Origin of the sequence: Anaeromyxobacter oryzisoli, assembly GCF_022690765.1 — a bacterium.
In the GTDB taxonomy this organism is placed as follows: Bacteria; Myxococcota; Myxococcia; order Myxococcales; family Anaeromyxobacteraceae; genus Anaeromyxobacter; species Anaeromyxobacter oryzisoli.
The window spans coordinates 15,291-34,184 of the sequence record NZ_JALCZA010000039.1 but is presented as its reverse complement, the minus strand read 5'-3'; the positions used below and the strand labels follow the sequence as shown (position 1 = coordinate 34,184).

At 73.1% G+C, this 18,894-nt stretch carries 17 protein-coding genes and 3 tRNA genes; 8 read left to right on the top strand and 12 right to left on the bottom strand.

What is annotated here, in order from left to right:
• Positions 1 to 3: 3 nt before the first annotated feature.
• The 6 genes from MNZ27_RS13515 to MNZ27_RS13490 all read right to left on the bottom strand — a co-directional run bounded on the left by MNZ27_RS13515 (position 4) and on the right by MNZ27_RS13490 (position 8,146).
• A complete protein-coding gene (locus MNZ27_RS13515) occupies positions 4 to 744 on the bottom strand; it encodes a hypothetical protein (protein WP_242394610.1) in 741 nt (246 codons plus the stop codon).
• Positions 735 to 1,463 carry an energy-coupling factor ABC transporter ATP-binding protein gene (locus MNZ27_RS13510; protein ID WP_242394609.1) on the bottom strand — a complete coding sequence of 243 codons (729 nt, stop codon included), beginning with the start codon at positions 1,461 to 1,463 and terminating at the stop codon, positions 735 to 737. Before MNZ27_RS13510 ends, MNZ27_RS13515 begins: the two co-directional genes overlap by 10 nt.
• Positions 1,460 to 1,996, bottom strand: coding sequence for a biotin transporter BioY (locus MNZ27_RS13505; protein WP_242394608.1), 537 nt, complete (start codon positions 1,994 to 1,996; stop codon positions 1,460 to 1,462). The genes MNZ27_RS13510 and MNZ27_RS13505 overlap by 4 nt, the downstream gene beginning before the upstream one ends.
• A gap of 76 nt (positions 1,997 to 2,072) precedes the next feature.
• Positions 2,073 to 3,704, bottom strand: coding sequence for an efflux transporter outer membrane subunit (locus MNZ27_RS13500; protein WP_277957921.1), 1,632 nt, complete (start codon positions 3,702 to 3,704; stop codon positions 2,073 to 2,075).
• Entirely contained in the window at positions 3,697 to 6,855 is a 3,159-nt protein-coding gene (locus MNZ27_RS13495) for an efflux RND transporter permease subunit (protein ID WP_242394607.1), read from the bottom strand. The genes MNZ27_RS13500 and MNZ27_RS13495 overlap by 8 nt, the downstream gene beginning before the upstream one ends.
• Positions 6,856 to 6,913: 58 nt before the next feature.
• Positions 6,914 to 8,146: an efflux RND transporter periplasmic adaptor subunit gene (locus MNZ27_RS13490; protein ID WP_242394606.1), complete on the bottom strand. Its 1,233-nt coding sequence runs from the start codon at positions 8,144 to 8,146 to the stop codon at positions 6,914 to 6,916.
• 133 nt (positions 8,147 to 8,279) lie between these two features.
• Between MNZ27_RS13490 and MNZ27_RS13485 the strand changes: the two genes are divergently transcribed.
• Positions 8,280 to 8,885 (top strand): TetR/AcrR family transcriptional regulator, encoded by a 606-nt coding sequence (locus MNZ27_RS13485; RefSeq protein ID WP_242394605.1) that lies wholly within the window; start codon positions 8,280 to 8,282, stop codon positions 8,883 to 8,885.
• A 136-nt stretch (positions 8,886 to 9,021) separates the two neighbouring features.
• On the opposite strand, the gene MNZ27_RS13480 is transcribed toward MNZ27_RS13485, so the two are convergent.
• The 4 genes from MNZ27_RS13480 to cysK all read right to left on the bottom strand — a co-directional run bounded on the left by MNZ27_RS13480 (position 9,022) and on the right by cysK (position 11,118).
• Positions 9,022 to 9,097, bottom strand: a tRNA-Glu gene (locus MNZ27_RS13480).
• Between the two features lie 70 nt (positions 9,098 to 9,167).
• A tRNA-Glu gene (locus MNZ27_RS13475) sits at positions 9,168 to 9,240 on the bottom strand.
• Positions 9,241 to 9,309: 69 nt separating this feature from the next.
• Positions 9,310 to 10,002: a sterol desaturase family protein gene (locus MNZ27_RS13470; RefSeq protein ID WP_242394604.1), complete on the bottom strand. Its 693-nt coding sequence runs from the start codon at positions 10,000 to 10,002 to the stop codon at positions 9,310 to 9,312.
• Between the two features lie 180 nt (positions 10,003 to 10,182).
• A complete protein-coding gene (gene cysK, locus MNZ27_RS13465) occupies positions 10,183 to 11,118 on the bottom strand; it encodes a cysteine synthase A (protein ID WP_242394603.1) in 936 nt (311 codons plus the stop codon).
• Between the two features lie 311 nt (positions 11,119 to 11,429).
• Here cysK and MNZ27_RS13460 point away from each other — a divergent pair, with 311 nt between their 5' ends.
• The 6 genes from MNZ27_RS13460 to MNZ27_RS13435 all read left to right on the top strand — a co-directional run bounded on the left by MNZ27_RS13460 (position 11,430) and on the right by MNZ27_RS13435 (position 17,043).
• Positions 11,430 to 12,311 (top strand): endonuclease/exonuclease/phosphatase family protein, encoded by an 882-nt coding sequence (locus tag MNZ27_RS13460; RefSeq protein ID WP_242394602.1) that lies wholly within the window; start codon positions 11,430 to 11,432, stop codon positions 12,309 to 12,311.
• A 376-nt stretch (positions 12,312 to 12,687) separates the two neighbouring features.
• Positions 12,688 to 14,070 (top strand): FliG C-terminal domain-containing protein, encoded by a 1,383-nt coding sequence (locus MNZ27_RS24045; RefSeq protein ID WP_242394601.1) that lies wholly within the window; start codon positions 12,688 to 12,690, stop codon positions 14,068 to 14,070.
• Between the two features lie 13 nt (positions 14,071 to 14,083).
• Positions 14,084 to 14,980, top strand: coding sequence for a tetratricopeptide repeat protein (locus tag MNZ27_RS13450; protein WP_242394600.1), 897 nt, complete (start codon positions 14,084 to 14,086; stop codon positions 14,978 to 14,980).
• 15 nt (positions 14,981 to 14,995) lie between these two features.
• Complete coding sequence (locus tag MNZ27_RS24040) at positions 14,996 to 15,751, top strand: motility protein A (protein ID WP_242394599.1); 756 nt, start codon at positions 14,996 to 14,998, stop codon at positions 15,749 to 15,751.
• On the top strand, positions 15,748 to 16,380 hold the full coding sequence (locus MNZ27_RS13440) for an OmpA/MotB family protein (RefSeq protein WP_242394598.1): 633 nt from the start codon (positions 15,748 to 15,750) through the stop codon (positions 16,378 to 16,380). The genes MNZ27_RS24040 and MNZ27_RS13440 overlap by 4 nt, the downstream gene beginning before the upstream one ends.
• A 3-nt stretch (positions 16,381 to 16,383) precedes the next feature.
• A complete protein-coding gene (locus MNZ27_RS13435; RefSeq protein WP_242394597.1) occupies positions 16,384 to 17,043 on the top strand; it encodes an OmpA family protein in 660 nt (219 codons plus the stop codon).
• Between the two features lie 41 nt (positions 17,044 to 17,084).
• On the opposite strand, the gene MNZ27_RS13430 is transcribed toward MNZ27_RS13435, so the two are convergent.
• Positions 17,085 to 17,157, bottom strand: a tRNA-Lys gene (locus tag MNZ27_RS13430).
• A gap of 107 nt (positions 17,158 to 17,264) precedes the next feature.
• Positions 17,265 to 17,720 carry a hypothetical protein gene (locus tag MNZ27_RS13425; RefSeq protein ID WP_242394596.1) on the bottom strand — a complete coding sequence of 152 codons (456 nt, stop codon included), beginning with the start codon at positions 17,718 to 17,720 and terminating at the stop codon, positions 17,265 to 17,267.
• Between the two features lie 197 nt (positions 17,721 to 17,917).
• On the opposite strand from MNZ27_RS13425, the gene MNZ27_RS13420 reads away from it, so the two are divergent.
• On the top strand, positions 17,918 to 18,844 hold the full coding sequence (locus tag MNZ27_RS13420; RefSeq protein WP_242394595.1) for an aminotransferase class IV: 927 nt from the start codon (positions 17,918 to 17,920) through the stop codon (positions 18,842 to 18,844).
• Positions 18,845 to 18,894 lie beyond the last annotated feature (50 nt).

Genomic DNA, 18,894 nt, shown 5'->3' with positions numbered 1-18,894 from the left:
CCGTCATCGAACGCCGGCGAGGGCGATCGCGACGGTCGCGATCACCGCCCCGACGGCGACGTCCCGCGCCCGTGGTGGCCCGCCCGCGACCCAGGCCTCCGGCCGATCCAGGCGCCGGGCCGCGATCGCGAGGCTCTGATCCCAGGTCCCGACCGCGAGGCGCCGGAGGCCGGCCTGCACGACGAGGAGGGCGGCGCGGAGCCGGGAGACCCGCACCCGCCGCAGGCGCAGCGCCGCGCGGGCGTCCTCGAAGCTCGCCAGCGCGCGTGGCACGGAGTGGATCATGAGCGAGAGCGCCAGCGCGACCACCCAGGCGCGGCGGCCGAGCACCGGGCGCGCGAGGCTCGCGGCCGCGAGCCCCAGGGCCCGCGGGGTGAGGAGCGCGGTCACCGCCGATCCCATCAGCAGCAACGCGACGAGGCGGACCGCGAGGGCACCCGCGCCCTCGAGCGCCGCTCGTGCGGTCGCGCCCGCGGCGAGCGCGGTCCCCAGCTTCACGGCGCCCCAGACGAGGGCGAGGGCGGCGTGCCGCGCCGTGACCTTCAGCGCGCCGCCCGGACCCGCGCCGGCCGAGGCGACGATGGCCCCGCACAGCACGGCGTCCGCGGCCGCGCCCGCGACGCCGCCGCGCCAGACCAGGACCCCGAGGAGGAGCGAGAGGGCGAGCACGACCCGCCCGTCCACGGCGCCGAGCGCGCCCCTCGCCGGGGCGTGACGGGCGAGGGCAACACGGGTCACTCCCATGCCGGGACCGGTTCACCGGGGCGCCAGGCGGTCGGCGGGCGGACGCCGTGCGCCCGCAGCTCCCGGAACACCGCGTCGGTCGCGCCGCGCAGCACCACGCGCCCGGCCTCGAGGACCAGCCACGCGTCGGCGAGATCGGCGAACGGCTCGACGTCGTGCGACGCGATCACCTGCGTGCGTCCGGCGGCGCGGTTCGAGGCGAGGAGCGCGCGCATCTCCCGGCCGGCGGGGTAGTCGAGCCCGGCGAACGGCTCGTCCAGCACCAGGACCTCCGGCGCGTCGCGCAGCGCGGTCGCGATGCAGAGCTTCCGCCGCCCGCCGAGCGAGAGCGTCTGCACCGGCGCCGTGGGATCGCCCAGGCCGAACCGGGCCGCGAGCGCGAGGGCGCGCTCCGCCTGCGCGGGATCGCGGGGCGTGAGGCCGAGGAGCAGGTCCTCGCCGACCGTCGCGCCGACGATCTGCTGGTCGGGATCCTGGAGGACGAGGGCGACCGCCGCGCGGACGCCCTGCACGTCGCCCGGCGAAGGACGGCCGTTCACGGTGAGCGTCCCGGTGGAGGGGACGAACAGGCCGGCCAGCAGCGCGAGCAGCGTGGACTTGCCGGACCCGTTGGCGCCGACGAGGCCGCACAGGCTGCCCGGCGCGATCTCGAAGGAGACGGGGCCGAGCACGGACGGACCGCCCGGGTACGCGAACGTGACTTCGGAGGCGCGGATCATCGGGGAGCGAGGCGGTGCGACGACAGGAACCGGGCGGCCGCGATCGCGAGGGCGACCTTCACCGCGTCCTGGAGCACGAAGGGCAGGACGCCGAGCACCAGCGCGGCGCGCCAGGAGAGGCCGAGGACCGCACGGAGCTGCAGCGCACCCGCCGCGTACGCCACCGCGAGGGCGGCCGCGCCGGCCGCGATCCCGCCGGGCCAGCCCAGCGGACGGCCCGGGCGCGCCGCGAGCCCGGTCACGCCCGCCCCGAGGACGAAGCCGACGAGATACCCGCCGGTCGGGCCGAACAGCACCCCGATCCCGGAGGCGCCGCCGGCGAAGACCGGGAGGCCGAGGACCCCGGCGGCGACGTACAGGAGGACCGCCGCCGGGCCGCCGAGCGGGCCGAGGAGGTAGCCGGCGAGGAAGACGAAGATCGGCTGCAGCGTGAACGGGACCGGTCCGATCGGGAGCTGCAGCCAGGCGCCGATGGCGATGCAGGCGCCGAGGAGCGCTGTCCAGACCCGCCGGTGGGGGGGCGCGCGGGCCATCGCCACCCGCTGGCCGCGCAGGGGGGGCGGCGCGCGCGCGCGCCCCGCCCCACGGTGCTGGACACGGCGCGATCCGTCACCGCGTCGCGGGCTCGGTGGCCGGGGCGGCGGTGGTGGCGGGCGCAGCCGCTGGCACGGTCGCGGGCTCGGCCGTGATGGCGGGCGCGGCGCTGGACGCGGGCGCGGACGCCGCAGGCGCGCTGGCGGGCGTGGCGCTGGCGCGGGCCGGCGTCGCGGCCGGGGCGTCGGAGCGGGCCGGGCTCGCGGTCCCCTTCTCGAGCCAGCCGCCGCCGAGCGCCCGGTAGAGCTCGATCGCGTTCCCGAGCCGGGCGAGCCGGGTCTGGATGAGCTGCTGCTGCGCGCCGTAGAGGTCGCGCTGGGCGGTGAGGACGTTCAGGTAGCTGTCCACGCCCTTGCGGTAGCGCAGCTCGGAGATGTCGTAGCGCCGCTGCTCCGCCTCGACCCGCTTCGACTGGAAGTCGAGCTGCTCCTCGAGGCGCGCCCGCGCCTCGAGGCCGTCGGCGACCTCGCGGAACGCGACCTGGATCGTCTTCTCGTAGCTCGCCACCTCGATGGACTTCCGGACGCGGGCCGCGTCCAGGTTCGCCTTGTTGCGGCCGCCGGTGAAGATCGGCAGGTCGATCCGCGGCGCGAACGACCACATCCCGGAGCCCGATCCGAACAGGTGGGAGAGCTCGGTGCTGGAGGTCCCGCCGAAGGCGGTCAGCGAGATGGAGGGGAAGAACGCGGCCCGGGCGGCGCCGATGCTGGCGTTCGCGCCGCGGAGCGCGTGCTCGGCGGCGAGGATGTCCGGCCGGCGCTGGAGGAGGTCGGAGGGGAGCCCCGGCGGGAGCTCCGCGACGACCGGCTGCGCGTCGAGCGGCATGGGGGCCGGGAGGTCCGACGGGATCGGCCCGCCGACGAGGAGGACCAGGGCGTTCTCCGCCTGCGCGCGCTGCTGCTGGACCGCCGACAGGTTGAAGAGCGCCGTCTCGACCTGCGCCTCCGCGGTGCGGAGGTCGAGCTCGGACGTCTTGCCCGCGGCGAAGGTGCGCTTCGCGAGCTCGAGGGACTCCTGCACCGTCGCGAGCGTCTGGCGGGCGAGCGTGACCTGGTCGTCGAGGGCGCGGGTGGCGAGGTACTGGGTGGCCACCTCCGCGATCAGCGCGAGGTGCGCGCTCCGGTGCGCCTCCTCGGTCGCGAGGTACTGCTCGAGGGCCTGGTCCTTCAGGCTGCGGACCCGGCCGAACAGGTCGAGCTCGTAGGAGGCCAGGCCGACACCCACCGTGTAGACGGTGCCCGTGGTGGGCGAGCCGGTGAGGCTGAGGTCGGCGGGGGTGCGCGAGCGGGTGGCGCTGGCGCTGGCCTCCACCGTGGGGAGGAGGGCCGAGCGCTGGATCGCGTACTGCGCCTGCGCGAGCTGCACGTTGAGCGCCGCGACCCGCAGATCGCGGTTCTCGCGGAGCGCGAGCGCGACGAGCGCCTGGAGGCGCGGGTCGCCGAAGACGTCGCGCCAGCCCAGCTCGCTCGCGGGGACGGACGAGGAGGGGGCGGCGGCGCCGCCGGGCGCGGTCGTCGCGGGCGGGGTGACCGCCGGCCAGTCGGCCTGGACCGGCGCGGCGGGGCGCTGGTACCGCGGCGCCAGCGTGCAGCCCGCGACGAGGACGGAGGAGAGCGCGGCGAGGGCCGGGAGCACGCGGCTACGCATTGGCGGCCTCCTTCGTGGCGTCCTCTTCGTCGCCGGCGACGACGTCGGCGGGCGGCTGCCTCCGGCCGCGGGCGATCCGGACGAAGAACACGGGGACGAGCAGGATCGCGAGGAACGTCGCGGAGAGCATGCCGCCGATCACGGCGATGCCGATGGCGTTCTGGCTGGCCGCGCCGGCGCCGTTCGCGAGGGCCAGGGGGAGGACTCCGAGGATGAAGGCGAGGGAGGTCATGATGATGGGGCGGAGGCGCATGCTCGCGGCTTGCACCGCCGCGTCGAACAGGCTCGCGCCGTGCTCGTGCTGCGCCTTCGCGAACTCGACGATGAGGATCGCGTTCTTGGCCGAGAGGCCGATCGTGGTGAGGAGGCCGACCTGGAAGTACACGTCGGCCTCGAGGCCGCCGAGGAGCGTGGCCGTCACCGCGCCGATGACGCCGAGCGGCACGACCAGCATCACGGAGACCGGGATGGACCAGCTCTCGTAGAGGGCGGCCAGGGCGAGGAACACCACCAGCAGCGAGATGGCGTAGAGGGCGGGGGCGTTCGCGCCGGAGAGCCGCTCCTCGTAGGAGAGCCCCGACCACTCGAGGCCGACGCCGGGGGGCAGCTCCTTGACGAGCCGCTCCATGGCCGTCATCGCCTCGCCGGAGCTCTTGCCCGGGGCGGGCTCGCCCTGGATGACCATGGACGGGAAGCCGTTGAACCGGTCGAGCTTGGTCGGGCCCTGGGTCCACGCGCCCTTGGTGAACGCCGAGAAGGGCACCATCTGGCCGGCGCGGTTGCGGACGTACCAGCGGTTCAGGTCCTCCGGCTTCATGCGGAACGGCGCGTCGGCCTGCATGTACACGCGCTTCGTGCGCCCCTTGTCGATGAAGTCGTTGACGTAGGCGGTGCCCAGCGTGGACGAGATGGTGGCGTTCACGTCCGAGAGGGAGACGCCGAGCGCGGAGGCCTTCGCCTGGTCCACGTCGATGCGGTACTGCGGCGTGTCGTCGAGCCCGGAGGGGCGGACCTTCGCGAGCGCGGGATCCTGGGCGGCCATCCCGAGGAGCTGGTTGCGCGCCGCCATGAGGGCCTCGTGGCCGACGTTGCCGCGGTCCTGCAGCTGCAGCTCGAAGCCGGTCGCGTTGCCGAGCTCGGGCACGGCGGGCGGCACGAAGGCGAACACCATCGCGTCCTTGATCTGGGAGAACGCGCGCATCGCGCGCGCCGCGACGGCGGGGGCGTGCAGCCGCTTGTCCCCGCGCTCGTCCCAGTCCTTCAGCCGGACGAAGGCGACGCCGGAGTTCTGGCCGCGGCCGGCGAAGCTGAAGCCGACGATGCTCATCACGCCCTCGACCGCGTCCTTCTCGTCCTCGAGGTAGTGGCGCGAGACCTGGTTCAGGACGGCGCGGGTCCGGTCCATGGTCGCGCCGGGGGGGAGCAGGATCTGGTTGAGGATCTGGCCCTGGTCCTCGAGCGGGAGGAAGCCGCTCGGCAGCCGCGAGAACAGCGCGCCGAGCCCGACCAGCAGGACGAGGTAGACGATCATCGCGCGGCCGGCGCGGCGGAGCACCCACCCGACCGTCTTCTCGTACACCCCGCTGCCCTGGTCGTACAGACGGTTGAACAGGCCGAAGAAGCCGCGCTTCGAGGCGTGGTGCCCCTTCTCGACGGGCTTGAGCAGGGTGGCGCACAGCGCGGGCGTCAGGGTGAGCGCGACCACGACCGAGAGCGCCATCGCCGAGACGAGCGTGATGGAGAACTGCCGGTAGATGACGCCCACCGACCCGCCGAAGAACGCCATCGGCACGAACACCGCCGAGAGCACGAGGGCGATGCCGACGAGGGCGCCGGTGATCTGCCCCATCGACTTGCGCGTCGCCTCGCGCGGCGGGAGCCCCTCCTCGCTCATGACGCGCTCGACGTTCTCGACCACGACGATGGCGTCGTCCACCAGCAGGCCGATGGCGAGCACCAGGCCGAACATGGTGAGGGTGTTGATGCTGAAGCCGAACGCCGAGAGGACGCCGAAGGTGCCCAGGAGCACCACCGGGACGGCGATGGTGGGGATGAGGGTGGCCCGGAAGTTCTGGAGGAACAGGTACATCACGGCGAAGACGAGCACGATCGCCTCGAGGAGCGTCTTCACCACCTCCTCGATCGAGATCCGGACGAACGGCGTCGTGTCCACCGGGTAGACGACCTTCATCCCGGGCGGGAAGAACTTGGCGAGCTCGTCGAGCCGCGCGCGGACCAGGTTCGCCGTCTGGAGCGCGTTCGCGCCGGACGCGAGCTTCACGCCCATGCCGCCGGCGGGCTTGCCGTTGTAGTAGCTCTCGATCTCGTACATCTCGCCGCCGAGCTGGACGGTGGCCACGTCGCCGAGGCGCACCTCCGAGCCGTCGGGGTTCACCCGGAGCAGGATCTGGAGGAACTGCGCGGGCGTCTGCAGCCGGGTCTGCGCCGTGACGGTGGCGTTCAGCTCCTGGCCGCGGACGGCCGGGGCGGCGCCGAGGGAGCCGGCCGACACCTGGGCGTTCTGCGCCTGGATGGCCTGGGTGACGTCGACCGGGGTGAGGTTGTGGCTCGCGAGCTTGTCGGCGTCGAGCCAGATCCGCATCGCGTACTGGGTGCCGAACGCCGTCACCTCGCCCACGCCGGGGACGCGGCTGATCTGATCGACGAGGTTCGAGAACGCGTAGTCGTTGAGGTCGTCGCGCGTCATGCTGCCGTCCTCGGAGATGAGGCCGGCGATGAGCAGGTAGTTGTTGACGGTCTTCACCACCCGGACGCCCTGCCGCTGCACCTCCTGCGGGAGGAGCGGCATCGCGTTCTGCAGCTTGTTCTGCACCTGCACCTGCGCGATGTCGGGGTTCGCGTCGGCGTCGAAGGTGAGGGTGACGGTCGCGGTCCCCGAGTTGTCGCTCGAGGCCGACATGTACCGGAGGTGATCGAGCCCGGTCATCTTCTGCTCGATGACCTGGGTGACCGTGTTCTCCAGGGTCTGGGCGGAGGCGCCCGGGTACGTCGCGTACACCGAGACGATCGGCGGCGCGATGGCGGGGTACTGCGAGACCGGCAGGCTCAGGATGGCGAGCCCGCCGGTCAGCATGATCATGATTGAGACGACCCACGCGAAGATGGGCCGATCGATGAAGAAACGTGCCACGGCGACTCCTGGAGCTCGAAGAGGGGGGTGAGGCTGGGGGCTCGGCGAGGCCCGCGCGTCAGCGGGCGGTCTGGCCGCCGGGCGCCGGCTCGGCGGCGGCCTGCTTCTCGCTGGACGCGGGGATGGCCTTCACGGGAGCGCCGGGGCGCACCTTCTGGAGCCCCTCGACGATCACCTGATCGCCGGGCTTCAGGCCGGCCTTGACCAGCCACGCGTCTCCGACGGTCCGGTCGGTGGTGAGGAGCCGGAGCTCCGCCTTGCCGCCGTTCACGACGAGCGCGGTCGGCTCGCCCTTGTTGTTGCGGGTGACGGCGCGCTGCGGGACGAGCAGCGCCTGCGGATCCACGCCCTGGGGGAGGCGGGCCCGCACGTACATCCCCGGCAGCAGCTCGGCGCGGGGGTTCGGGAACAGGGCGCGGAGGGTGATCGAGCCGGTGCCCGGGTCCACGGTCACGTCGGCGAACTGCAGCGCGCCGGAGAGGCCGTACTCGCGCCCGTCCTCGAGGAGGAGGTCCACCTTCGCCTTGCCCTGGCCGGCGCTCTGGAGCTTGCCGCTCTCGAGGTCGCGGCGGAGGCGGAGCAGCTCGGCGCTCGACTGGGTGACGTCCACGTAGACCGGATCGAGCTGCTGGACGGTGGCGAGGAGGGTCGCCTGGCCCGCCTGCGCGTAGGCGCCCTCGGTGACGGCGGAGCGGCCGATGCGGCCCGACACCGGAGCGGTGACCAGGGTGTACCCCACGTTGATCTGGGCGGTCTGCACGGCGGCGCGCCCGGCGGCGACGTCGGCCTCGGCCGTCTTGAGCGCGGCGATCGCGTCGTCGTGCTCCTGCTTGCTCACCGCGTTGGAGGCGACGAGCTCGGTGTAGCGCTCCGCCTGGAGGCGCGCGGAGACGAGCCGCGCCTCGGCGCGGGCGAGCTGGGCGCGGGCGCTGTCGAGGGCCGCCTGGTAGGGCGCCGGGTCGATGCGGAAGAGCGGCTGCCCCTCGCGGACGTCGGACCCTTCGGTGAAGAGCCGCTTCACGACGATCCCGTTCACCCGCGCGCGGACCTCGGCGACGCGGAAGGCGGAGGTGCGGCCCGGCAGCTCCTGGGTGAGGGTGACGGAGGACGGCGCGATGGTGATGACCCCCACCTCGGCCGGTCCGCGGGGCGGCGCGGGGGGCTGCTTCCGGCAGCCCGAGAGGACGAGCGCGAGGCCGGCGATCGCCACGCCGGCGGCGCGCAGGGGACGCCGCAGGAGCGGAGCAGCTCCGCGAATGGCGGTGGGGAAGATCCGGGCGTGCAGGGTCATCGCTTCGATATCCTTCGCGGGTAGCGTGCTGTGGGCCGGACGGAGAGCCCGGCGGAGTGTGGACTGCTTAGTCGCATGACCGTTGACAGTCAAGACTAAACGGTTCAGTTTAAGTGACGTGGGCGAGGCGACATTGAAACGGTGTGACCGCAAGCGCTGCCAGATCCTGGCGGGGGCGCGGGAAACTTTCCTCGAGCTCGGCTTCGAGCGGGCGAGCGTGGACGCGATCGCCGCCCGGGCTGGGGTCTCGAAGGCGACCGTCTATAACCACTTCGCGGACAAGGCGGCACTCTTCCTGGCTGCCTTCTCGGAGGGAGCCGACAACATGCGCGAGGCCCTCCAGTCCGCGCTCGTCGAGAGGCCGGAGGACGACATCGAACACGCGCTCCAGCGCGCGGGAGAGAGCCTCACCTCGGTGTTCGTCTCGCCCATCGCGCTGGCGCTGCACCGGTCGGCCGCCGAGGCGATGAACCTCCCCGAGATCCGGAAGATGTTCTACGAGCGCGGGGCGTGCCTGACGATCGACACGGTCGCCACGTACCTCGCCCGCCAGGCCGAGAAGGGCATCCTGAGCAACATCGACGACGCGCGCACGGCCGCGGTGCACTTCGTCATGCTGTGCCACGGGGATCTGGTGATGAAGGTGCGCTTGGGCGTGATCCCTCCGCCCACGCCCGAGCAGATCGCCGCGACGGTGCGGAGCGCGGTGACGATGTTCCTGCGGGCGTACAAGGCCTGACGCGATTCGGGGGCTGGGGGCGCAGCGCGTGTCCCTGGACTTCGGGGACGGGCGAAGCCATCGTCAGCGCGCGAAGCGCGCGCCGGAGGCCCCTAAGCCGGTAGTGATGACCCGATTACAGCCTTGAAAGCGGTAGTGGTGACCCCACGGGGATTCGAACCCCGGTTACAGCCTTGAAAGGGCCGTGTCCTGGGCCTCTAGACGATGGGGTCAGGTACTCGTGATCCCGGTCGGCTCCGTTCGGCGGCTGCGCTTCCAGCGGCTCTTCGACGACTCCAGCGATGACCCCACAGGGATTCGAACCCCGGTTGCCGCCTTGAAAGGGCGATGTCCTGGGCCTCTAGACGATGGGGTCGGGCGGTCTAGTACAAGACCTCCGAGCCCCTGTAAAGGGCGTTGGTCGGCTCATCGCATCGAATCGGGATCACGGCTGGCGGCGCAGCGCGCCAGGGAGAACGCTCGCGCCCGGCGCGCGGTAGCTCGTCCCGCGCACGAGGTCCCACAGCGGCACCGTCACGTTGAAGTTCCACCGCTGCATGAGCTGCGGAGCGTGGTGGAGCTGGTGATGGCGTCGGAGCGCCTGGACGAGCCACAGCCGGCCGATCCGGCCCTGCTCCGGCAGGTGGTAGGCCAGGTGCAGCCACTCGTAGCCGAGGACGTACGAGACCACGGTCGCGACCCAGAGCGCCGCGAGGTTGGGCTGGCCGAGGCCGAAGAACGCGAGGGCGATCGGCGAGGTGAGCGCGAGGAGCGCGAGCACGCCGTAGGCGGGGAGCAGGATCAGCGCGAGCTCTCGCGCGCTGCGGATCGCCATGTCGTCGGCGACGTAGACGGCGTGGTGCTGGGGCGTGTGGCGGACGTACAGGACCTCGAGGAACCGCGTCCGCCGGTGCAGGAGGCCGCGATGCGCGTGCCACTCGACGGCGTTGCCGAAGGCGAGGAACAGCGGCACGCACGCGAGCTGCCAGGCGCGCAGCCCCTCGACGCGCGAGAGCGCGAACGCCGCGATGCCGAGGCCGGACGCCGCCGGGAACGCGAGGTGCAGCCACGGCGTGTACCAGCGCGGGAGCCGAGAGAGCAGCTCTTCGCGGAGCTCCGCGCGCGACTGCCGGGTCATGGCAAGGGCCTCCTCGACCTCCGCTCCCAAGAGATGAGGACGAGCGGGTGAGGAGGCCAGGGCGAGGTCGTCGCGTCGGGCGGGCCCGGGTGGGGCGCTAAACGAGGGTTCGCGATTCGCGAACACCTTCGGCCGGTGGGGCCCCTCCCCGCTGACCGTTCGCGAACCCTGATCGGCCGTTTAGGCCGGCTTCGCCTCCTCGAACAGCCACGTGGAGAGGTAGCGCTCGCCGGTGTCGGGCAGCACCACCACCACGAGCTTGCCGGCGTTCTCGGGCCGGCGCGCCACCTCCCGCGCCGCCCACACCGCGCCGCCGCAGGAGATGCCGGAGAGGATCCCCTCCTCGCGCGTGAGGCGGCGCGCGAGGTCGCCGGCGTCGTCGTTGGCCACCCGGATCACCTCGTCCAGGAGGGAGGTGTCCATGACCTTCGGCACGAACCCCGGCCCCCATCCCTGGATCTTGTGCGACCCGGGCTTTCCGCCCGAGAGGACGGCCGAGTCGGCCGGCTCGGCGGCCACGATCCGGATCGACGGCTTCCGCGCCTTCAGCACCTGGGCGCAGCCGGTGATGGTGCCGCCCGTGCCCGTGCCCGCGACGAGGATGTCGATCTTGCCGTCCGTGTCCCGCCAGATCTCCTCGGCGGTGGTGCGGCGGTGGATCTCCGGGTTGGCGGGGTTCTCGAACTGCTGGAGGAGCAGGTAGCGCGGGTCCTGCGCCGCGAGCGCCTCCGCCTTGGCGATGGCGCCCTTCATCCCCTCGGAGCCCGGCGTGAGCAGCAGCTTCGCGCCGAAGGCGGCGAGGAGCTTGCGGCGCTCGACGCTCATCGTCTCGGGCATGGTGAGGACGAGCTTGTAGCCCTTGGCGGCGGCGGCGAAGGCGAGGCCGATGCCGGTGTTCCCGGAGGTCGGCTCGATCAGGATCGTGTCCGGGCGGATCCGGCCCGCGCGCTCGGCGGCCTCGATCATGGCGACGCCGATGCGGTCCTTCACGCTCGACGCGGGGTTGAAGCTCTCGACCTTCGCGACGACCGTGGCGCGCGCCCCCTCCACGATCCGGTTGAGCCGCACGAGCGGCGTGTTCCCGATGAGCTTCGTGATGTCGTCCGCGATCCGCATGTTCGCTCCCGACCCGGCGCGCCGGGTCTATCCGTTATAACGGAGGTGGTTTGTACGGGCGGGCGGGCGTCCTGTCAAGCGGAGGAGGGGCCGCCGGGCTGGGCGGCGCGCGTCCGGGATGCACGGGGGCGGATCGGAGCTCCGCGGCGACCTGGACGCCGGCGGGAGAAGCGGCTCGGCGCCTCGGCCGCAGGCGGCCGCAGGACGGACGCCGCCCGCCCCGTGCGTCCGCGACGCGCACCGTCCGGACGCGCGAAGTGGCCGGTCCCTGGTGCGTCGGGCGCGGCGCCGTCGTTGCACTCGCGGAGGGCATGGCTCGCCCGACCGCGTCCTTCGCCCTCGCCCTCCTCGCCGCCGCGTGCGGCCCGCTCACGCTCGACCCCGCGACCGGCGAGGCCGGGTCGCGGATCGTGCGGATCGCCACCTGGAACGTGCACGACCTGTTCGACGCCGAGGATCGGCGCGCCCCGCCGGGCGAGCAGGACCTCGTGCCCTCCGCGCCGGAGGTCGCCGCGAAGCTCGAGCGGGTCGCGACGGTGCTCCGGCGCGTGGACGCGGACCTCGTCCTCCTGCAGGAGGTCGAGAACGCCGCGATCCTCGAGGCGCTCGCCCGGCTCGCCGGCTACCCCGAGGCGCGGCTCGTCGAGGGCAACGATCCGCGTGGCATCGACGTGGCCTTCCTCTCGCGTCGCCCGGTCGTCGCCTACGTGAGCCATCGCGAGGACCGCGACGCGGCCGGACGGCTCCTCTGGCCGCGCGACTGCGTGGAGGCGCACGTGGACGTCGGGGGAGCGGGGCGGGTGGTCGTGGTGGGGAGCCACTTCAGCTCGCCGCTCTCCGACGACGGCACGCGGCGGGCGCTCCAGGCGACGCGGCTCCGGGAGCTCGCCGACGCGGCGGCGACCGGCGGCGCGGTGCTGGTGCTCGCCGGCGGTGACCTGAACGACTCCTCGGACGGCTCGGCCCTCGCGCCCCTGCTCGGGGACGGCGCGTGGGGCGAGCCCGCCGCGGGGCCGCTCGAGCAGAGCTGGACGTGGAGCGGGAGCGGGCGGCTCGCCGTCCTCGATCATCTCGCGCTCCAGAGGGCTTCGGCCGGCGCGATCCTCGCCGCCGAGGTGATCGGCGGAGCGGAGATCGCGGCTGCGTCGGATCATCGGCCGGTGCTGTTACAGCTCGAGCTCGGGCTCGAGTAGCTGATGCATGAGACCGGGCGCCCAGCATGCGGTGCGCTCGGGACGTCAGCGTCGAGGGTTTCGTGCGTTGCGGAGGAATGCCTCGGTGAATTGCCCCAATTCGGTGAATTCACCCAGTCCGATTGGTGAAATCACCCATGCGTGTGGATCTTGCGCGAAATGGCGCAGTTCGAGGGGTATTCGGTTTGTGAAGGTGAAGGTCGCATATGTCAAAGAATTGCGCCCGTTTTGACCGATGTCACTAAGAGCCCCGCCCCATGCGTGATACGGCGAGAGAATGGTGATCTCGAGGGGTGGGGGGCACATCGTCGTATTGATCGCGGGACTGCTCGCGGCGCTCCCCGCGCGCGCTGCGACTGCGGACCGCAGCGGAGCGGTGATCGCGGCCCGCATCGAGCTGCAGCGGCAGCTCGGCGACTGGCTCACGAAGTCTCTCGCCGGTCCGGCGGAGCCGTTCCGGATCGAGGTGTCCGTGCGGCTCGACCTGCGCGGGCAGATCCACGAGATCCGGGAGAAGCAGCAGAGCGTCGCTCCCGACGTGAAGATCGGCGGCAAGAACCGGGTGAAGCTGCCCGGCTTCGGCACGGTGGACGGCGGCGGCCAGGGCACCGTGGTGCCGGAGATCAACATCGGCGGTGGCGGTCGCGTGGTGGAGCAGGTGACCCGGCAGCTCGAGACCGAGGTCAACCAGATGACGGTGCTCCTGTTCGTCGACCCCGCCATGCCGAAGCAGCGCCGCGAGCTGCTCACGCGCCTCGCCTCGGACCTCGCAGGGGTCGACAAGTCGCGCGGCGACGAGGTCGTCGTCGAGGAGCGGCCGACGCTGCCCGGGCAGGCGTCGGGGACGGTCCTCTCCGCGACGATCCAGGCCGCCCCGAGGCTCACGTCCGAGGTCGTCGCCATCTGCTTGACGGCGATCGTGGCCGCGGTGATCCTCGCCTTCGGTCTCTCGCGGCGGAGCGCGGCCGAGCGCGCGGCGGGTGCGCAGGCGGCGCGCGCGAGCGGCGGCGAGGCGGCCACGCCGGCGGCGGCGGCCGCGCAGGCGGAGCGCGCGGAGCTTCGCAAGCGCCGCGAGGATCTGGGCGCGTTCGGGGTGCTCGCGGACGCGACCGCGCGAGAGCTGGTGCAGGTGGTCGCCGAGGCCGACGCGGCCACCGCGACGGCGATCGTCGATCTCTTCGGGCTCGACGGCGAGGCGTCCAAGCTGATGGAGGAGCTGGTCCCCGCGCAGCGCAGGCTCGAGATCGGCGTCACGCTCGCGACCTCGCGCGTCCTCACGCGCGAGCAGGTGGCGCAGATGGAGGCCGCGGCCGGCGCCGTGCTGCGGCGCATCCGCGACCGGGTGCCGCTCGGCGGCCCCGCCCGCGTGGCCGAGTTCCTCTCCCAGGTCCCGGACGCCGTCCGGCGCGAGGTGCTGGACGGCATCGCGGTCCGCGATCAGGGCGTCGCGGACGCCGCCCGGTCGGCGATGATGCTCTTCGAGGATCTGGCCCGCCTCGCCGACGCGTCGGTGCGGCAGGTCGTGACCGGGATCGACCCGAGCGTCGTCGCGCTCGCCCTGGTCGGCGCGCCCGAGGCTCGCGCGGCGGTCCACGGCGCCGTCTCGAAGCGCCTGCGCGCCATCCTCGAGGCGGAGGAGGAGGTCGTGCAGCAGAAGGGACCGGCGGAGATCGAGGCCGCGCGCCGGGTCCTGGAGGACGCGATGCGCCAGCTCAACGTGCGCGGCGAGCTCCACGTCCGGCAGGCGCGCGCCGCCTAAGGGAGACGACATCGTGATCGGAGCCATCCTCGCGGCCGCGCTCGCGGCCGCGCCACGTCCCGCCGGGAGCGGCGGACAGGCGAAGCCCCCCGTCCAGCCGCAGCAGGCCGGCGCCGCGTCCGACGCGGGCGCGCCCGCGAAGGACGGCGGCGGCAAGGAGACGGCGGCGAGCGCCCCCGCCGCAGAGGCCGACCAGCAGGTGATGGCGTTCCTGTCCCTCACGCGGAGCACCGCGACGAGCGACGGCGGCGCCGACACGGGGTGGAACGGCCCGGGCGCCGCCCAGATGCGGCTCTCGCTGGACGCCCTCGAGAAGCGGAACGAGCTGCTCGCCGAGGGCGACATGATGGCGCGCTCGCTCATCGAGTCCGTGCGCATGTACTACCAGACGGAGGGCGGGCTCGAGCCCGACGCCATGCGCGCCAAGCTGGCGAGCCTGGTCGGCGCGCCGCTCGACGACGCGCGCGCGTCCTACCTCGAGGCCGTCACCTGGGAGGAGCGCCGGCTCTTCTTCGTGGACAAGGCGCTCGTCGAGGCGGGCCGGCAGGGGCTCCCCGGCGTGGACGCGCCCCTCGTGCGGCGCCGGCTCGCCGCGATCCGGTCGGGGGCGGTGAAGAAGGCGCTCGAGGATCAGCTCGAGGGGTACCGCAACCTCGCCATGGGTCTCGTCGCGTACCTCGACGGCGACAGCTTCGGCGCGCTGCAGCGCGTCCGGGCGGCCGCCGCGGCGCTGCCCGACTTCGCGGTCGCGCACGCGTTCCTCGGGTCGCTGTACTTCCTCTTCGATCAGAAGGACGCCGCGGTCGTGGCGTGGCGGCGCTCGAACGAGCTCGACCCCTCGAACGCAGCGGTGCGCGAGGCGCTCATGGAGTACGGCCGCACCACCAAGCAAGCGCTGAAGCGGCGCTGAACCGGGATCCCAACCGTGCGAACCACCACCTACCTCGGACTCGTCGTCGGCGTATCGGTCGTCTACTTCGCCGTCCTCGCGAAGGGCGGCAACGCCACGATCTTCACCAACGTGGTCGCGCTGCTCATCGCGGTGGGCGGGACCTTCGCCGCGACGACCGTCTCGTCCTCCCGCATCACGGCGGTGCACGCGGCCTCGGCGGTGAAGAAGCTCTTCCTCACGGGGACCGAGACCTCGAAGGAGGTCACCGCCGAGCTCGTCCAGCTCGCCCGCCAGGCCAAGGCCCAGGGGTACGCGTCGCTCGATGTGGAGGCGCTGGGATCGCGCGATCCCTTCCTGGTGAAGGGGGTGCAGCTGGTCGTGGACGGTGTCCCGGCCGAGCGGATCGAGGAGCTCCTGCGGCTCGAGTCGGAGATCCTGTCGGAGAAGCGGTCCTCGGCGGAGCGCATGTTCCGGCTCATGGGCACCTACTCCCCGATGTTCGGCCTCGTCGGCACGCTCATCGGGCTCATCCAGATGCTGAAGGGGCTCACCGACCCGCGGGCGATCGGCCAGGGCATGTCGGTGGCGCTGATGGCGACGTTCTACGGCGTGCTGATGGCGGGCCTCTTCTTCCTGCCCCTCGCCGGCAAGGTGCGCACCCTCGACCTCGACGAGCGGCTGCGCCGGGACGAGATCATCGCCGGCCTGCTCGCGATCCGGCTCGGGCAGAACGCGGAGTACGTGCGCGAGACGCTCGAGGCCTTCGGCGGGACCGCGGCGCGGGGATGAGGACGCGCGGGCACAGGGCGTCGCGGGAGGACGACTCGAACCCGCTGCACGACGCGGCGTGGCTCTTCAGCTACGCCGACCTGATGACGCAGCTCCTCATCTTCTCGATCCTGATGCTCGTGGTGCTCGGGCTCAAGGCGCCGCAGAAGTCGCAGAAGGATCAGCAGCGGGCCCAGCGCGACCAGGCCCTGGTGGAGACGGTCACGCAGGTGGAGAAGTTCGTGAAGGAGAGCGGGCTCGCCGACTCGATGGCGGTGGACCGCGCCTCGGATCGGCTCGTGATCCGGATGAAGAGCGCCATCCTGTTCGCCGAGGCCAAGGCGTCCCTCACGCCGGAGGCCGAGCGCGTCCTGGCGGGGCTGGCGCCGGTCCTGGCCCGGGCGCCGAGCCGGCTGCGCGTCGAGGGGCACACCGACGATCTCGTCATCCGCAGCGCCGAGTTCCCTTCCAACTGGGAGCTCTCGACCGCGCGCGCCATCTCGGTGACGCAGTACCTGGAGGACCACGGGATCGACCGGACGCGCCTCTCCGTCGCCGGGTACGGCGAGTTCCACCCGCTCGTCGCGAACGACGGCCCCGAGCACCGCGCGCAGAACCGGCGCGTCGAGATCGTGGTCCTGGGGGGCTGACCGGTGATCGCGCTCAGCCGCAAGAGGCAGACGGAGGACGAGAACGACTCGAGCCTCTGGCTCGTCACCTACTCGGACATGGTGACGCTGCTCCTGTCCTTCTTCATCCTCATGTACTCGTTCAGCGTCATGACGGACCAGCGGAAGCAGCAGCTCGTGAACGAGCTCCGCACCGTCTCGGCGAACACCCGGGTCGTCCGGGAGCAGCCGCGCGAGGATCTCGAGGAGGCGGCCCGGGAGATCGCCGCGCAGTTCCAGAAGGACAAGGCCTTCGTCGAGAACACCGAGACGGAGGTGACGGTCGGCCTCTCCTCCGAGGTCACGTTCGCGAGCGGCGACGCAGCGCTCTCCGACGCCGGCCGCGGCGCGCTCGTGCGGGTCGCGGCGATCCTCGGGAAGCTGCCGAACACCATCCGGGTCGAGGGGCACACCGACTCGATCCCGGTGCGGGGCGGGCGCTTCTCGTCCAACTGGCACCTCTCCGCCGCGCGCGCCCAGTCCGTGGTGCGCCTGCTCCTCGAGAACGGCGTGGACGCGCGCCGGTTGCAGGTCGTCGGCTACGGCGACGTCCGGCCGCGCGCGGCGAACGAGACGCCCGAGGGGCGGGCCCAGAACCGGCGCATCGAGATCAAGATCCTGCGCAAGGCGGGCGACGCGGAGTGAGCGCCGCCCGGGGCTTCCGGCGGCACGCGGCGATCGGGAGGTGGGGCGCCCGGGGATCGAACCCGGAACCAACGGCTTAAAAGGCCGCTGCTCTACCAGTTGAGCTAGCGCCCCGCGGCACCGCCGCGGAACCGGCGAGGCCGGCGCCTACAGTACCGATTTTCGGCGGCGATGCCACACGCGCGCGAGGCATCGTGCAGGTCACTCGCCGACCATCGCGGTCAACGGCAGCGCGCGTGCTGCGGCGAGGCGATCTCGATCACCTCGTCCGGATCGAGCTCGGGGATGTCGTCGGCCCCGGCGGCGGTGCGAGGCGCCTTCGCCGTGCGCGCCAGGGAGGCGGGGGGCCGGATCTGGCGGACCGGGCGCGGGCGCGGGGAGCGGCCGTTCCGGCGGACCTCGGCCTCGAGCCGCGCGAACCAGCGCGCCGCGGACTGCTTCACGCTCGCCCAGCGGATGTCCTCCGCGGAGGCCATCGGGATCGCTGCGGGGGGCGCCGGCGGGCGCGGCGCGGCGTCGAGGATCCGGGCGCCGGCGCGGCGGCGGAAGACCTCGCCGTACAGGGACGAGTGGGTCCGCTGGCAGAACGGGCACTGGTAATAGCGGATCGGGCTCCCGGGAGCCGACCAGCTCGTCATCACCACCTTGCAGTGGGTGCACTCGATCGCCGCTTCCATCGATGTCGGTGGATATCGCCGCCCGGAGGGTCGGTCAAGAAAACGGCCGGGATCACTCGGGGATCCCTGGAGGGCCGGGGAGGGTGCGCGGACTGGGGCGAGCTGCACCCCGGGGACGGGGCGGAGCCGGGGGGCCCGGCGGCCTGGAGACGACGCCCGACGCGCGCGCAGGGCCGGTCGAGCGGTAAAGGAAGGGCATGGCGACCCTGGTGAACGTGGACGGCGACATCGTCCCCCCGGCGCAGGCGCGGGTGTCGGTGTTCGATCGCGGCTTCCTGTACGGTGACAGCGTCTACGAGGTGATCCGCACGTATCGCGGCCAGCCCTTCGAGCTCGACGCGCACCTCGCCCGGCTCGCGCACTCGGCGGAGCGGATCGGGCTCGCGCCGCCGTGGGACGCGCCGCGCACCGCCCGCGAGATCGGGCGCACCCTCGCAGCGGCGCGCGCCGCGGGCGGCGACCCCGCGCCGGCCCCGGACGCCGCCCCCTGGAACGTCGGTGAGTGGTACGTGCGCGTGGTGATGACCCGCGGGGCGGGGGAGATCGGCCTCGACCCCGCGCTCGCGGTGAATCCGGCGGCCGTCGTGATCGTGCAGCCGTTGCCGGCGCCGCCCGCGAGCGCCTACGTGGAGGGCGTGAAGGCGGTCGTGGTCGGCGTGCGCCACGCCCCGGCGGCGGTGGTGGACCCGTCGGCGAAGACCGGCGCGCACCTGAACCACGTGCTCGCCGTGCGCGAGGCGCGGGCGCGGGGCGCCCACGAGGCGCTGCTCCTCGACGAGCGCGGCTTCGTCACGGAGGGCTCGTCGTCCAACGTGTTCGTGGTGGCGGGCGGGCGCGTCCGCACGCCGCCGCTCGCCGCGGGGATCCTGGAGGGCGTGACGCGCGGGGTGGTCCTCCGCCTCGCGCGCGCGGAGGGGATCCCCATGGACGAGGTCCCGCTCCGCCCGCCGGAGCTGGAGGCCGCCGACGAGGTGTTCATCACGTCCACGATGCGCGAGATCGTGCCCGTCACGCGCCTCGGCGAGCGCGCGGTCGGGGCGGGCCGGCCGGGACCCGTGACGGCGCGCCTTCACCGTGCGTTCCGGCGGCTCGCCGGTGGGCCGCCGAGCGCGATGCTCGGATAGCCGGTCCGACCCGGCGGCGGAAGGCGCAGCCTGCGCGCGCGGCGACGGCC

Bases quoted from the DNA above. Each gene is read 5' to 3' on its own strand.
- MNZ27_RS13505 (WP_242394608.1), bottom strand. From the start codon at position 1,996: ATGGCCCGCGCGCCCCCCCACCGGCGGGTCTGGACAGCGCTCCTCGGC.
- MNZ27_RS13490 (WP_242394606.1), bottom strand. From the start codon at position 8,146: ATGACCCTGCACGCCCGGATCTTCCCCACCGCCATTCGCGGAGCTGCT.
- MNZ27_RS13460 (WP_242394602.1), top strand. From the start codon at position 11,430: ATGGCTCGCCCGACCGCGTCCTTCGCCCTCGCCCTCCTCGCCGCCGCG.
- MNZ27_RS13500 (WP_277957921.1), bottom strand. From the start codon at position 3,704: ATGCGTAGCCGCGTGCTCCCGGCCCTCGCCGCGCTCTCCTCCGTCCTC.
- MNZ27_RS13425 (WP_242394596.1), bottom strand. From the start codon at position 17,720: ATGGAAGCGGCGATCGAGTGCACCCACTGCAAGGTGGTGATGACGAGC.
- MNZ27_RS13510 (WP_242394609.1), bottom strand. From the start codon at position 1,463: ATGATCCGCGCCTCCGAAGTCACGTTCGCGTACCCGGGCGGTCCGTCC.
- MNZ27_RS13420 (WP_242394595.1), top strand. From the start codon at position 17,918: ATGGCGACCCTGGTGAACGTGGACGGCGACATCGTCCCCCCGGCGCAG.
- MNZ27_RS13440 (WP_242394598.1), top strand. From the start codon at position 15,748: ATGAGGACGCGCGGGCACAGGGCGTCGCGGGAGGACGACTCGAACCCG.
- MNZ27_RS13470 (WP_242394604.1), bottom strand. From the start codon at position 10,002: ATGACCCGGCAGTCGCGCGCGGAGCTCCGCGAAGAGCTGCTCTCTCGG.
- MNZ27_RS13515 (WP_242394610.1), bottom strand. From the start codon at position 744: ATGGGAGTGACCCGTGTTGCCCTCGCCCGTCACGCCCCGGCGAGGGGC.
- cysK (WP_242394603.1), bottom strand. From the start codon at position 11,118: ATGCGGATCGCGGACGACATCACGAAGCTCATCGGGAACACGCCGCTC.